The sequence below is a fragment of the Streptomyces sp. ISL-94 genome (assembly GCF_018614075.1).
Lineage (GTDB): Bacteria > Actinomycetota > Actinomycetes > Streptomycetales > Streptomycetaceae > Streptomyces.
Map to the genome: position 1 here is coordinate 69,977 of NZ_JAGGOZ010000045.1, position 13,302 is coordinate 83,278.

Sequence of the window (13,302 nt, forward strand, 5' to 3'; positions counted from 1 at the left end):
TCTAGAACTCGTTACTACCTTCAAGCCAACTTCTGATGGGCCGTCAGACTTTGGAGTTGCCCCGATGTCCTGTCCCGCGCTGCCCGAAGGCTTCGACGCCACCGATCCCGACCTGCTCCAAAGCCGGGTCCCGCTCCCGGAGTTCGCACAGCTGCGGCAGACCGCACCCGTGTGGTGGTGTCCCCAGCGGCGGGGCATCACCGGCTTCGACGACGAGGGCTACTGGGTCGTGACCCGGCACGCGGACGTCAAGTACGTCTCCACGCACCCCGAGCTGTTCTCCTCCACCGCCAACACGGCGATCATCCGCTTCAACGAGCACATCCGGCGTGATGCGATAGATGCCCAGCGTCTGATCATGCTGAACATGGACCCGCCGGAACACACCCGCGTACGCCAGATCGTGCAGCGCGGCTTCACCCCGCGGGCCATCCGCGGACTGGAAGACGCCCTGCGGGACCGGGCCCGGAAGATCGCCGAGGAGGCAGCGGCAGCGGCAGCGGACGGCAGTTTCGACTTCGTCACCCAAGTGGCCTGCGAGCTCCCCCTCCAGGCCATCGCCGAACTGATCGGCGTACCGCAGAAGGACCGCGCCAAGATCTTCGACTGGTCGAACAAGATGATCGCCTACGACGACCCGGAGTACGCGATCACGGAGGAGGTGGGCTCCAACGCGGCGATGGAGCTCATCGGCTACGCGATGACCCTGTCCGCCGAGCGCAAGGAGTGCCCGGCCAAGGACATCGTCACGCAGCTCGTGGCTGCCGAAGGCCAGGGCAACCTGGCCTCCGACGAGTTCGGCTTCTTCGTGCTGCTGCTGGCGGTCGCGGGCAACGAGACCACGCGCAACGCCATCAGCCACGGCATGCACGCCTTCCTGACCCACCCCGACCAGTGGGAGCTGTACAAGGCGTCCCGTCCCTCCACGGCGGCCGAGGAGATAGTCCGCTGGGCCACTCCGGTGGTGTCCTTCCAGCGCACCGCCACCCAGGACACTGATCTGGGCGGCCAGAAGATCAAGGCGGGAGACCGGGTCGGCCTCTTCTACTCCTCGGCCAACCACGACCCCGAGGTCTTCGAGAACCCGGACGCCTTCGACATCACCCGCGACCCGAACCCGCACCTCGGCTTCGGCGGCGGCGGCCCGCACTTCTGCCTCGGCAAGTCCCTGGCCATCATGGAGATCGATCTGATCTTCAACGCCCTGGCCGACGCCCTGCCGGACCTCCGCCTGACGGGCGAAGACCCGCGCCGCCTGCGCGCGGCCTGGCTCAACGGCATCAAGGAACTCCGCGTCAGCCACGGCTGACGACGGATCCAGGACGGCAGGGACCACACCTCCCACGCCCCGGCCCCTGCCGTCCCCTGCCCGGGCCCGACCGCACCCGTTCGAGTGGCGGCCCCGCCCCAACGGCGTGATCCTTACAGACAGCGGCGATCTCGACGCCCTCGTCGGGGCATGGGCGTCGATCGCGGGCGGTCCTCCGGTAAGACGGTCTGTTTCGAATGCTCGGGGCTCAGGATGCCCGCGCGGGGGTTCTGACCTGTGCTTCCCCGCTCGGCTCGGCCGCCGGCCGCTGGGTCGGCACGGTCAGGTGGAGGCGGCGCGGGCCCGACAGCGCGTACACGAGGCCGAAGCCGGCGGCGACGACGGCCGCGCCGCCCACCGCGTCGAGCACCCAGTGGTTGGCGGTGGCGACGATCGCGCAGACGGTGATCAGCGGGTGCAGCACGCCGAGCAGCTTCTGCCAGCCCTTGGGCGCCAGCACCACGATCACGATCCCGCACCACAGCGACCAGCCGAAGTGCAGCGAGGGCATCGCCGCGTACTGGTTGGAGATCGCGGTCATGGCCCCGTACGAGGGGTTGGCCAGGTCCTGCGGCCCGTGGACGGTGTCGATGAAGCCGAGGGCGGGCATCAGGCGCGGCGGGGCGAGCGGGTAGAGCCAGAAGCCTATGAGGGCGAGGACGGTGGCCAGGCCGAGGGAGGCCCGGGCCCAGCGGTAGTCGCCGGGGCGGCGCCAGTACAGGACCGCGAGGATCGTCAGCGGGACCACGAAGTGGAAGGAGGTGTAGTAGAAGTTGAAGAACGCCTCCAGCCAGGGCGTGTTCACGACGGCGTGGTTCACGGCGTGCTCGATGTCGATGCCCAGCGCCCGCTCGATGCCGTGGATCTGGCTGCCGTTGCCCTCGGCGAGGGAGCGGCTGGTGGGGGCGGCGGCGCGGATGTGTGAGTAGAGCGAGTACCCGACCCGTATCAGCAGGAGTTCCAGCAGCAGGTTGGGGCGGGACAGTACGCGCCGCCAGAACGGCAGCAGCGGCACGCGCGACCAGCGGGCGGCGGCCGGGCGGCCGTAGGCGGTCGGAACGGGTTCGCGCCAGTACGGGGACGAGCGCGGCAGGAACGGCACGGCGCAGGCGGCGGCCAGCGCGGCGAGGAGCAGCACGTTGTCGCGTACGGGAGCCAGCGCGGCCAGGTTCGGCAGCAGCACGGCGCTGGGCAGGGTCATGGCGAGGACGACGGCCACCGGCCACACGGGCCGGTCGGCGGCCCGTCGGCCGACCTTGCCCGCGACGGCGAGCAGTACCCACAGCAGCTGGTGGCGCCAGCCGGCCGGGGACACGGCGACGGCCACGCAGCCGGTGATGGCGACGGCGAGCAGCAGCTGCCCGTCGCGGGCGTAGCGGGCGGCGCGGCGCAGGCCGAACCAGGTGATCCCGGCCGCGAGGGCGACGTAGAGGACGATCTCGCCGGGGCCGCTGAGCCCGAGCCGCAACAGGGCGCCGTGCACGGACTGGTTGGCGAGGCCGTCGGGGGCGCCGCCGAGGCCGGTGCCGGCGAGGTGCTGGATCCAGTACGTCCAGGAGTCGCGGGGCAGCGCCGCCCAGGACAGGGCGGTGGCTCCGGCGAAGGTCAGGGCGGCGGCCCGCGCGGTGGGGCGGCGGCCGGTCAGCCACAGCAGCGGGACGAAGAGCAGCAGGGCGGGCTGGAGGGCGGCGGCGAGGCCGATGAGGAAGCCGGCCGGGCGTTCGCCGGGGACCCGGAAGACGGCCAGGAGCACCAGCAGCACCGGCAGGACGGCGGTCTGACCGGGCGATGCGGCCTCGCGGACGGGCAGCGAGACCATCATCAGGGCGGTCAGCACGGGCGCGGCGAGCAGCGCGGTGCGGCGCGGCACGGGGTCGGGCAGGCCGCGCGCGGCGACGAGCCCGATCGCGGCGACGAACAGCAGCGTCACACAGGTCCAGGCGACCTCCAGCGACGGCGCGGCGAGGCCGAGGAAGGGCCTGAGGACCAGCCCGGCGAAGGGGGTGCCGGTGAACTGGCCGGCGTCGTAGAGCGAGCCGGGGAGGCTGCCGGGGAGGTGGAAGCCGCTCAGCCACTCGCCCGGTGGGACGCGCAGCACGGCGGCGGCCTGTCTGACGGCGAGGGCGCCGGCCAGCGCCCACAGCAGAAGGCGTGCCGCCCCGAGTCTGCCGCCATCGCCTATGACTCCGGCATGTCCGTTCGCACCGCTGTGCTCTGCCGCGTTAGCCACGCCTCGCCGGCCTCCCGCCCTGTTGACCGCAACCCTGACTTCGCCTGGCCGCCGCGTCTCGTACCGCGTTTCATACCGCGCCGTTCCCTTACCGGCACGACGATATCCCGGGCGGGATCCCTAGGATGGCCCGCATGGGCCTCATGGAGATCAACAAAGCCGGCAGGGCACGGCCATAGGCGCTCACCTGCGGGTGTCCCGTCCCAGCCAGGCCGCCATGAGAGGCACTCGGCGCAACCCCCTGACGCCGCCGCTCACGGCGGAGACAAAGGGGCCCCGCCGGCCTTCGAGCCGCAGTTTCCGCGGTCCGGTGTACGCGCCGAGGTCTTCCGTCACGGAGGATCCGGCGAAATTCGCGACCGACCCGACCGGGATGGCGTTCAGCGCTTCGATGACCGCACTGCCGGTGGCGCCCGGTCCGGTGACCGCCGGATTGGCTGTGGGACCGGCACCGCCTACGGCGCCGCGCTGGTCTGGGACAACCACGAGGCCATCGGCACAGGCCCGGGGAAGGCCGGGCACCGCGGGGGCTCCGGGGGCTCCCTGGCCAATGGGGGCCGAGAAGCTCGGCAGCGCGCTGAAGCCGTTCGACTAGCCAGGAAGACATGGACATGCATACCCAGAGCACTCCGTTCGTGCTGAGCACCTGGCAGGGCGGCGAGAAGGGCCGGCCTCGCCGTACCGGCTGGCGGGGGACCTCTCCGGAGTGGGGCGAGATCACCGTGGCCTCGCTGCCCCACGCGCAGGACGACGTCCGCGCCACCGAGGTCACCGGCGGGCTGGTCCCCAGAGCCGTCTTTCAGTCGCGCGGAATCCAGGTGATGGTCACCGAGCGGCCGACCCTGAACGGGGCGACGCTGCGTGTCGGCGACGCGAGGGTGTACCTGAAGCGGAACCGTTGGGGGGTCACGCGCCGTGGCCGCGCCCTGCACATGAAGCACGCCGGCGATGGCTACCGGCTGTGGGCGGTCAGCCGCCGGGAGTACGTCGTCATGCGCGAGGCGGACAACCAGGATCGCGGGGTCACCGTCACGGTCAGGGAATCCGGCTTCGGCAAGAGGAAGCGCGCCGAGGTGAGCGTGAAGGGCCGGGCCCTCGGGGCCGACATCGCGCTCGCCGTCGTGTTCACCGGAGTCGACCGCTCCGTACTCACCCGGCGGGGCGCCGTGCGGGCGGGATTCTCGCGCATCTTCCACGTGGCGGCGGACTTTGCCATGGCGTGACCAGCAACCGGCGAACCCGCGCCCGTACCCGTACCCGTACCCGGTGAACTCCTCGTGGAGCGCGCGTGCGGGCTGATCGACGGGAACGGGCTGCCGGCCCAAGAGTGCTGCCGACGGAGGCGGAGCATCGTCGTCTCCGGAGACGACGGCCGGAGGGCCTGAACGGCGATCAGCCCCGCGCCGTCCGTGCTCCGGACGCCGTTTGCTGGTGCGCGGCATACGACACTGAGACAGCACGCAGATCGTCAAGGCCGGGCGCATGGCCCGGCTTGTGATTCCTGAGAGGTGTCATGTGCCTAGTGTGGTAAAGATCAACGCGCTGACCGTTCCCGCCGAGCAGCGGGAGGTGCTGGAGCAGCGCTTCGCCTCGCGGGCAGGGGCTGTGGAGTCCTCCGACGGCTTCGAGTGGTTCGAGCTGCTGCGCCCGGTGGAGGGCACCGACCAGTACCTGGTCTACACGCGCTGGCGCTCGGAGGAGGACTTCCAGGCGTGGATGGAGGGGCCGATGAAGGCCGCCCACCAGGGCGGGGGCGCGGGCGCGGCCGGTGGTGAGGGCGGCGGCGAGCGGCCGAAGCCGGCGGCGACCGGGTCGTCGGTGTGGTCCTTCGAGGTCGTGCAGCAGGCGGCGCCGAAGAAGGCCTGAGACCTCGGACATGTGTGAGGCCCGGGGCAGCACCTGCAACCGGGCGGCCCCGGGCCTCACACCCTGTCTTCTGTCTTCTGTCTTCTGTCTTCTGGAGCGCCTCAGCTCCAGAAGGCGTCTTCCTCGTCGATGTCCGCGGTGCACTGGTCGATGTCGGTGATCTTCCCCCCGACGATGGTGAAGAAGAGGCCCTGGCGGATCTCGATCCCCCGGTCCCCGCGGTCGCCGCGCGCCGTGTGGAAGCTCATGACGTGCCCCCGCCCGTCCGCCAGTACCGATTCCAGGTGGACCTGGAAGGTGCCGTTGGTCTCCTCGCCGAGGCGGCGGTGGTAGTCGAGGACGTTCTCCCGCCCCTTGTGGTGCCCGGACAGCGGGTTGTTCCCGGGCACGTGCTGGATGACATCTGCGGTCAACAGCGAGCCGATGGTCTCCAGGTCGCCCTTGCCGAACGCCTCGTAGCCACGGCGGACCAGGGCACAGTCGGGATGCTCAGCCATGTCTTTCACACCCTCCACGCACACGCGAATTGTCATCTTTTCTCATCATCAGCCCGTGCCTGTGGATATTCCAACGCGGGAGATCGACCGCGACTCCACAATGACGCCATGAGCACTCACACCACCTCATGGACCGTGACCCCCGAGCCCTTCACCACCTCCGACGCCACCGCTCTGCGCCGCGCGTACTACGCCGAGGTCGCCGGGCGGTACTGGAAGCGGACCGTCACCGAGGCCGAGATCGACCAGGGGATGCTGGACTTCCCGGCGGACGAGCTGGTCCCGCCGACGGGCCGGTTCGTGGTCGGCCGGCTCCAAGGCGAGCCGCTCTCCTGCGGCGGGATACGCCTGCTCGACCCCGTCACCGCCGAGCTCACACGGGTGTACGTCGACCCGCGCGCCCGCGGTACCGGCGGCGGGGCGGCGCTGCTCGAGGCCCTGGAAGCGCAGGGCCGTGCGCTGGGCGCCGAGTGGGTGCGGCTGGACACGAGGTCGGATCTCGTGGAGGCCCGCGCGTTGTACGCGCGGAGCGGGTACGAGGAGATACCCGCCTACAACTCGGGCCCGTATGCGGAGCACTGGTTCGAGAAGCGCCTCGTCTGAGCGGTCCTCGTCAGCGCACCGCGTGGTCCCGCCGCGTCGCGGCTTCGTAGGGCTCCTCCGCGTCGGATCCGCAGAGCTCGGCGTTGATCTCGCTGACGAGCTTGACCAGGTCGGTCGGCCGGTCCGGGCCCCACCAGTCGCCGAGCAGCTCGGCCAGGGACTCCTGCCGGGCGGCGGCCAGCTTGGCGGCCGCCTCGCGGCCCTTGTCTGTCAGGATCAGCGGCAGTCCGTCGCGGACGGCCAGCCCGCGCCCCTCGATCTGGCGGGCGGCCTCGGTGATGGCCTTCAGCGGGACGATGGTGCGCTCGGCCAGCAGGGCGGGTTCGGCGGAGCCGTACTTGTTGATCCGCAGCAGCAGCCAGCTCCCTGCGGGCAGCAGGTCGTAGCCCGCCCTCTCAGTGATCTTCTCGTAGACGTGCCGGCGGCCCTCCTTGGTGCCGAGGACCGACAGGGCCCGGGCGACCTCGTCGTGGGAGGAGCGCTCGACGGGGTTGGAGGCGAGGGTCTCCGTCACGTCGGGTGCCATGACCGAGGCGCGGAGCTTGTCCTCCCTCAGGAACCAGGCGACGAGGAAGGCCAGCAGGACGATGGGCACGGCGTAGAGGAAGACGTCGGTGATGGAGGTGGCGTAGGCGTCGAGCACGCGGGGGCGCAGCTCGGCGGGGAGTGCGCCGATGGCCCGCGGGTCGGCCTCCAGCTGCGCGGCGCTCGCGCCGGGTGGCAGCGGGATGCCGGTGAGGGCGCTGGCGAGTTTGTCGTCGAGCCGGTTGGTGAAGACCGTGCCGAAGATCGCGACGCCGAAGGAGGCGCCGATGGAGCGGAAGAAGGTGGCACCGGAGGTGGCGACGCCGAGGTCGGCGTAGCTGACGGAGTTCTGCACGACCAGGACCAGCACCTGCATGACGAGGCCGAGTCCGACGCCGAAGACGAAGAAGTAGGCGCTCATCTCCCAGGTCGAGCTGGTGCGGTGCAGCTGGTGAAGGAGGAGCAGACCGAGGGCGGTGACGGCGGTGCCGGCGATGGGGAAGACCTTCCACCGGCCGGTGCGGCTGACGATCTGGCCGGAGGCGGTGGAGGAGATCAGCATGCCGAGCACCATCGGCAGCATGTGGACGCCCGACATGGTCGGGGAGACGCCCTGGACCACCTGGAGGAAGGTCGGGAGGTAGACCATCGCACCGAACATCGCGAAGCCGACGACGAAGCTGATCACCGAGCAGAGGGTGAAGGTGCGGATGCGGAAGAGACCGAGCGGCAGGACGGGTTCGGCGGCCTTGCGCTCCGCGAGAACGAAGGCGACGAGCAGCACGGCGCCGAGCACGGCGAGCCCGATGATCCGGGCCGAGCCCCAGCCCCAGGTGCCGCCGAGGGAGGCGACGAGCACGAGGCAGGTGGCGACGGAGGCGATGAGCAAGGTGCCGAGGTAGTCGATGGTGTGCTTCGAGGAGCGCACGGGGATGTGCAGGGCCGCGGCGATCACGGCGAGTGCGACGAGACCGATGGGGAGGTTGATGTAGAAGACCCAGCGCCAGGACAGGTGGTCGACGAAGAGGCCGCCCAGCAGCGGGCCCAGGACGCTGGTCGCGCCGAAGACGGCGCCGAAGAGGCCTTGGTACTTGCCGCGCTCGCGGGGCGGGACGATGTCGCCGACGATCGCCATGGACAGCACGATCAGTCCGCCGCCGCCCAGGCCCTGCAGGGCGCGGTAGCCGATGAGCTGGGGCATGTTCTGGGCGAGGCCGCAGAGGGCGGAGCCGATGAGGAAGAGGACGATGGCGTACTGGAAGAGCTTCTTGCGCCCGTACTGGTCGCCGAGCTTGCCCCACAGGGGGGTGGCGGCGGTGGAGGCGAGCATGTAGGCGGTGACGACCCAGGAGAGGTGCGCCATGCCGCCGAGGTCGCTGACGATGGTGGGCAATGCGGTGGAGACGATGGTCTGGTCGAGTGCGGCGATGAACAGGCCCAGGAGCAGGGCGCCGATGGAGATGAGCACCTCGCGGGAGGCGCGTTCGGCCGCCGCACCGGGCTTCTGCGAGCCGCGACCGGGGTCCGCGGCTTCCGTGGTCACATCCTGAGCCATCGATTCCTCCTCAGGCCGGATCAACATCTCCATCCTGCGTGGTGTGTCCGGTTATGGCCTCTCGAAGGGGGTTGGGTGGGGCGCGGCGGGTCTGCATAATCGCTGGCAATAGCCACGGAGGGATTCCAGTGAACGGTGAGCACTGTCCAGATTGCGGCGCTGTAGGCGCCGGCTGCCGGTGTGCGCCGGGTGTGGGTTTCGACCCCTTGCGCATCCGTCCGTACGTGACGTTGCCAGATCCGGCCGAGCCCGACGAGGCGGCGCCCCCGCCGTCGCCGCCGCTGCCGCGCGGGGTGCCGGCCCAGGGCGGCACCGGCACCCCGGCGTACGGGATACCCGCAGCGCCGGTCCAGCAGCCGTGGCCGGACTCGGACGCGACGGTCCGCCTCCCAGCGGTTCCGCCTATCCCGGCGGGTCCGGCGGGTCCGGCGGGTCCGGCGGGTCCGGCGGGTCCGGCGGGTCCGGCGGGTCCGGCGGGTCCGGCGGGTCCGGCGGGTCCGGCGGGTCCAGTTGGTCCGGCGGGTCCGACTGGTCCGGCGGCTCCAGCGGGTCCTGCGATGCCAGCGGGTCCGGCGGCTCCGGCGCCCGGGACGACGCTGTCCGCAAACGCTGGGGGCGGGGGAAGGGGCGGGGGCGGGGGCCCGGAGGAGCGGAACGGCGGCCGGGCTTCCCGGCGGCTGCTGCCGATCCTGCTCGGTGCCGGCGCGGTGATCGCCGTGGGTGGGACGGCGGCGGCGCTGTGGGTGCTCCCGACTTCCTCTGGGAGTGACACCGCGCTGCTCGACGCGAAGGCCTCGGCGCCTGCTCCGGGCATGGCTCCGGCCGAGTCGTCCGCGTCCCCGACCGCCTCGGCATCGGGCAGCCCGTCGGCCTCGCGTTCCGCGTCGCCGAGCGCCTCCAAGTCGGCTTCGCCCTCGCCGAGCGCGTCGCGCTCTGCGTCGGCGTCCCCGAGCCCGTCGCCGAGCGCGAGCCGCTCCGCGAGCCCTTCCTCCAAGCCGCCCGCAGAGGGGCCGACCCTGCGCTACGGGGACTCGGGCCCGGAGGTGGAGAAGCTCCAGCGCCTGCTGGCGGCACGCGGCCTGTACTCGGGCAAGATCAACGGCCGATTCGACGGGAAGGTCGAGAACGCGGTGTCGACCTTCCAGTACGAGAACGACATCGACAACGAGTGGGGCGTCTACGGTCCCGTGACCCGCCGGGCCCTGGAGGGATAGGCAGAGAGAGGCGGGGAGAGCGGGGAGAGGCTGGGAGAGGCGGGCATCGGCAACCTCACACCGGTGCCGGTAGCGCGGATCGCCCTTCGTTTTGTATCGTGTAGGAACAAAGTGGTTCCGTCCTCATTCCCTGACCGGTGGACGGAACCACTTGTTCTCTTTTCCCGCCCCGTCTGGAGCCCCGCCGATGCCGGCCAGCACCACCACCGCGCCCGTCGTCCTCACCGCCAAGGCCCTGCTCCTGGACATGGACGGCACGATCGTCAACTCCGACGCGGTGGTCGAGCGCTGCTGGCGCGACTGGGCGGTGTCGCACGGGCTGGACCCGCAGGAGGCCCTCAAGGTCGTCCACGGCCGCCAGGGCTACGCCACCATGGCCGTCCTCCTCCCGGACCGCCCGATGGAGGTCAACCACGCGGAGAACGCGGTGATGCTCGCCCGCGAGACCGCCGACACCGACGGGGTGGTCCCGGTCGCGGGCGCCCCGGAGTTCATGGCGGCGATCGACGGACTGCCGCACGCCCTGGTCACCTCCGCCGACGCGGCCCTGGCCACGGCCCGGATGACCGCGGCTGCCCTGCCGATGCCCGAGGTCCGGGTCACGGCCGAGTCCGTCGAGGCCGGCAAGCCCGACCCCGAGGGCTTCCTCAAGGGCGCGGCCGCGCTGGGCGTGGACCCGGCCGACTGCATCGTGTTCGAGGACTCCGCCGCCGGCATCGCCGCCGGACGGGCCGCGGGCATGCGCGTGATCGGGGTCGGCCCCCGCGCCGCTGCCCACGCCCCGACGGCCCACGTCGCCGACCTGACGGCCCTCGCCGTGACGCCCGCCGCCGACGGCTCGATCCGCATCACGCTCCGGCCGGCGGCAGCCGCCGCCTAGGACGCCTAGGCCACCGGCGCGGCCGTGGCGGCCGGCGCAGGGTCGGCTGCTGTCGAGAGGTCGAAGACCTCGGCCAGGAGTTCGTACGAGCGACGGCGGTCGGCCGGGTCCGGGGTGAGGGTGTTGATGATCAGCTCGTCCACGCCGTGGGTGAGGGCCAGCGTCGTCAGCGAGCTGTGCACCTGCTCGGGCGTCCCGGAGACGAGAGCCGTGCGGTGCACCTTGGCCCGCTCCAGCTCCGCACCCGTCCAGCGGTGCCGGCGGGTGGTCTCGTACGACGGCATGGGCCGGTCGTGGCCGAGGTCCTTGCGGGCGCGCCACAGCAGGAGGCTCTGGGCCAGTTCCTCGGCCCGGCCGGAGCTGTCCGCCGTCACCACGCGCACGGCGAGCGCCCCGCCCGCCCGTCGGCCGGTGGACGCGGTGAAGGCGTCGCGGTAGTCGCCGAACGCCTCACGGCCGCCGCCCGGGGAGAAGAAGTGCCCGAACGCGAACTCGGTGCCCAGCCGCCCGGCCAGCCGTGCCGACTCGCGGCCCGCGCCCAGCAGCCACATCTGCGGCGGTACGGGGGCGTGCGGCACGACCCCGTCGGGGCCCAGCAGGGCGCGCAGCCGGGCGAGGCGTTCGGGGAAGTCACGCGCGGGGCCGCCGGCGCGCCCGATCCCGAGGTCGACCCGCCCGGGGTGGAGGGAGGCCAGGACTCCGAAGACCTCGGCGACCTTCGACGGCTCGTAGCGGGGCAGGAGTACGCCGCCGGTTCCGATCCGCATCCGGGAGGTGTGGGCGAGCAGGGCCCCGGCGAGGATTTCCGGCGCGCTGCTCGCGAAGCCCGGGGAGCCGTGGTGTTCGGCGGCCCAGTACCGGGTGTAGCCGAGTGCTTCCGCGGCGCGGGCGAGGTCCACGGAAGCGCGCAGCGCCTGGTCGGGCGTGTGGTCCTCGCCGACCGGGGTCTGGTCCAGTACGGACAGGCGCAGCTTCGTCATGAGGTGGTGCCTTTCAGTGCTGGTGGGCGGCGGCGGGAACGCCGGAGGCGCCGGCCATGGTCGCGGGCACGATCCTGAAGTCCGCCTGGAAGACGAGGTTGTGCAGGTCTGCGGCGGCGATGGCCCGCATGGTGGGGAGCTCGGCGGCGGCCTGCGCGTCGTCGAAGACGTTGAGCGGCCATTCGGAGACGGTCGCTCCGCGCAGGTGCGGGTGGTGGAAGGAGCTGCCGTAGTGCGCGTACAGCGTCACCGGCGGGATGTCGGCGGCCGACTGCTCGTCCCACCACAGGGTCCAGGCGTGGAAGAGGCTGCCGTCTTGGGCGCGTTGGACGCCGGTTGTGTCCACCACGCCCTGTCCCAGGAGCAGTTCCTCGTTGAGCTCGCGCAGGGCCTGGCGGGCGTACGGGTCCAGGAGTCCGGTGGCGGTGCGGAAGTGCTCCTCCTTGTCAGGGCGGGTGACGGCGTCTCCGTGGCGGCCGTCGCGCAGATCGGCGAAGTGCCGCAGCAGGGCGTCGAGGTTGGGGACGTCGGGGGTCATGTCGGCTCCGTGAGTGTGGTCTGGTGAGGTGTGAGAAGGGAAGGGAGGGAGGGAGGGGAGGGGAGGAAGGGAGCTGCGCCGGCTCGGTCAGGCGCCTGTGCCGTCCGGCGAGGTGAGGAGGTGCAGGGCCAGGCCGAGCCAGCGGCGCAGGGACACCGTCGAGTGGTTTCCGGGGCCGCCCGGGCCGCGGCCCGGTTGGAGGAACGCCCCGTGGCCGGTCTGCTTGAACTCCCGCAGGGCGACCTCGACTCCGGCCGCCCGCAGCAGGCGCCCGTAGCGGTGCACGTCGTCGCTGACGGGGTCGAGGTCACCGGTGGCCATGACGACCGGTGCGAGACCGCGCAGGTCGGACGCCTCGAAGGGGGTGCTGTAGAGGCGCGTTCCGTCGGAGGCGACCGGCCGGCCCGACTGCCGGTAGTCCTGCCAGGCCGCGGTGAGGTAGGGCGCCGTCGGGAACATGTCGGGGAATCGGTGGTACGAGGCTGCCGTGCAGCCGGGGTCCAGTGGCGGGTAGGCGAGGACCTGGGCGGCCAGTTCCGTCCCGCGGTCGCGGCAGGCGAGGGCCGCGGAGGCGGCGAGGGTGCCGCCGGCACTGTCCCCGCCGACGGCGAGGAGGGGCCGGCGGGCGCCGGTGGCCTCGGCGGCCGTGGCCTGCCGTCCGGCCCAGGCGAGCGCGGACAGGATGTCCTCGACCATCGCCGGATGCCGTACGTCGGGGGCCAGCCGGTAGTCGACGCTCACCACCGCGAAGCGGGAGAACTGGGCGAGTTCGGCCGTCGCGCCGTGCCAGTCCTGGGCGGATCCGGCGCGCCAGCTTCCACCGTGGGCCCACACCAGCCAGCCCTGCGGGGAGGGCCCGGCCGGCGGGAACACCCGGGCCGGGAGGGCTCCGGAGGGGGTGGGGATGGACACCTGCTCCCAGCGGACGGCGGCGGCACGGCCGGCACTGTCGGCTGATCGTGTGGGTGTTGCCATCGGGGTTCCTTTCCTTGGGTGGTCAGCGCTCGCGCCGTGCCCGAGGCCAACGTTCGCGGCCTGGGCAGGGCTGTCACAAGGCGGAGTTGCCTTAGTGGCGGCGCGTGCTGCGGAGGAAGAGAGCCGTGGT

The 13,302-nt window shown here is 72.0% G+C and carries 12 protein-coding genes; 6 read left to right on the forward strand and 6 right to left on the reverse strand.

The genetic code is table 11. The features are described 5' to 3' along the window. Window positions 1-64: 64 nt before the first annotated feature. On the forward strand, window positions 65-1,309 hold the full coding sequence (locus J7E94_RS16670) for a cytochrome P450 (protein WP_215016208.1): 1,245 nt from the start codon (window positions 65-67) through the stop codon (window positions 1,307-1,309). A 208-nt stretch (window positions 1,310-1,517) separates the two neighbouring features. Here the strand turns inward: J7E94_RS16670 and J7E94_RS16675 are convergent, their stop codons facing one another. Continuing rightward, the gene (locus tag J7E94_RS16675) at window positions 1,518-3,539 is read right to left on the reverse strand and encodes a bifunctional glycosyltransferase 87/phosphatase PAP2 family protein (protein ID WP_308345159.1); all 2,022 of its coding nucleotides are present in this window, start codon (window positions 3,537-3,539) and stop codon (window positions 1,518-1,520) included. 605 nt (window positions 3,540-4,144) lie between these two features. On the opposite strand from J7E94_RS16675, the gene J7E94_RS16680 reads away from it, so the two are divergent. Both J7E94_RS16680 and J7E94_RS16685 read left to right on the forward strand, forming a co-directional pair. Then, window positions 4,145-4,762, forward strand: a complete 618-nt coding sequence (locus J7E94_RS16680; protein ID WP_308345161.1) for a hypothetical protein — start codon at window positions 4,145-4,147, stop codon at window positions 4,760-4,762. Between the two features lie 259 nt (window positions 4,763-5,021). Next, the gene (locus J7E94_RS16685) at window positions 5,022-5,405 is read left to right on the forward strand and encodes an antibiotic biosynthesis monooxygenase (RefSeq protein ID WP_215016209.1); all 384 of its coding nucleotides are present in this window, start codon (window positions 5,022-5,024) and stop codon (window positions 5,403-5,405) included. A gap of 101 nt (window positions 5,406-5,506) precedes the next feature. Here the strand turns inward: J7E94_RS16685 and J7E94_RS16690 are convergent, their stop codons facing one another. After that, complete coding sequence (locus tag J7E94_RS16690; protein WP_215016210.1) at window positions 5,507-5,902, reverse strand: nuclear transport factor 2 family protein; 396 nt, start codon at window positions 5,900-5,902, stop codon at window positions 5,507-5,509. Between the two features lie 108 nt (window positions 5,903-6,010). Between J7E94_RS16690 and J7E94_RS16695 the strand changes: the two genes are divergently transcribed. Next, a complete protein-coding gene (locus J7E94_RS16695; RefSeq protein WP_215016211.1) occupies window positions 6,011-6,505 on the forward strand; it encodes a GNAT family N-acetyltransferase in 495 nt (164 codons plus the stop codon). 10 nt (window positions 6,506-6,515) lie between these two features. On the opposite strand, the gene J7E94_RS16700 is transcribed toward J7E94_RS16695, so the two are convergent. Continuing rightward, on the reverse strand, window positions 6,516-8,585 hold the full coding sequence (locus tag J7E94_RS16700) for an MDR family MFS transporter (protein ID WP_215016212.1): 2,070 nt from the start codon (window positions 8,583-8,585) through the stop codon (window positions 6,516-6,518). 707 nt (window positions 8,586-9,292) lie between these two features. On the opposite strand from J7E94_RS16700, the gene J7E94_RS16705 reads away from it, so the two are divergent. Then, window positions 9,293-9,799, forward strand: coding sequence for a peptidoglycan-binding protein (locus J7E94_RS16705; RefSeq protein ID WP_215016213.1), 507 nt, complete (start codon window positions 9,293-9,295; stop codon window positions 9,797-9,799). 187 nt (window positions 9,800-9,986) lie between these two features. After that, window positions 9,987-10,679 (forward strand): HAD-IA family hydrolase, encoded by a 693-nt coding sequence (locus J7E94_RS16710; RefSeq protein WP_215016215.1) that lies wholly within the window; start codon window positions 9,987-9,989, stop codon window positions 10,677-10,679. A 5-nt stretch (window positions 10,680-10,684) separates the two neighbouring features. Here J7E94_RS16710 and J7E94_RS16715 read toward each other — a convergent pair whose 3' ends face one another. From J7E94_RS16715 to J7E94_RS16725, 3 genes are all read right to left on the reverse strand, one after another. After that, on the reverse strand, window positions 10,685-11,659 hold the full coding sequence (locus J7E94_RS16715; protein WP_215016216.1) for an LLM class flavin-dependent oxidoreductase: 975 nt from the start codon (window positions 11,657-11,659) through the stop codon (window positions 10,685-10,687). Window positions 11,660-11,672: 13 nt separating this feature from the next. Then, window positions 11,673-12,197 carry a hypothetical protein gene (locus J7E94_RS16720; RefSeq protein ID WP_215016217.1) on the reverse strand — a complete coding sequence of 175 codons (525 nt, stop codon included), beginning with the start codon at window positions 12,195-12,197 and terminating at the stop codon, window positions 11,673-11,675. Window positions 12,198-12,284: 87 nt separating this feature from the next. Then, window positions 12,285-13,172, reverse strand: a complete 888-nt coding sequence (locus J7E94_RS16725) for an alpha/beta hydrolase (protein ID WP_215016218.1) — start codon at window positions 13,170-13,172, stop codon at window positions 12,285-12,287. Between the last annotated feature and the right edge of the window lie 130 nt (window positions 13,173-13,302).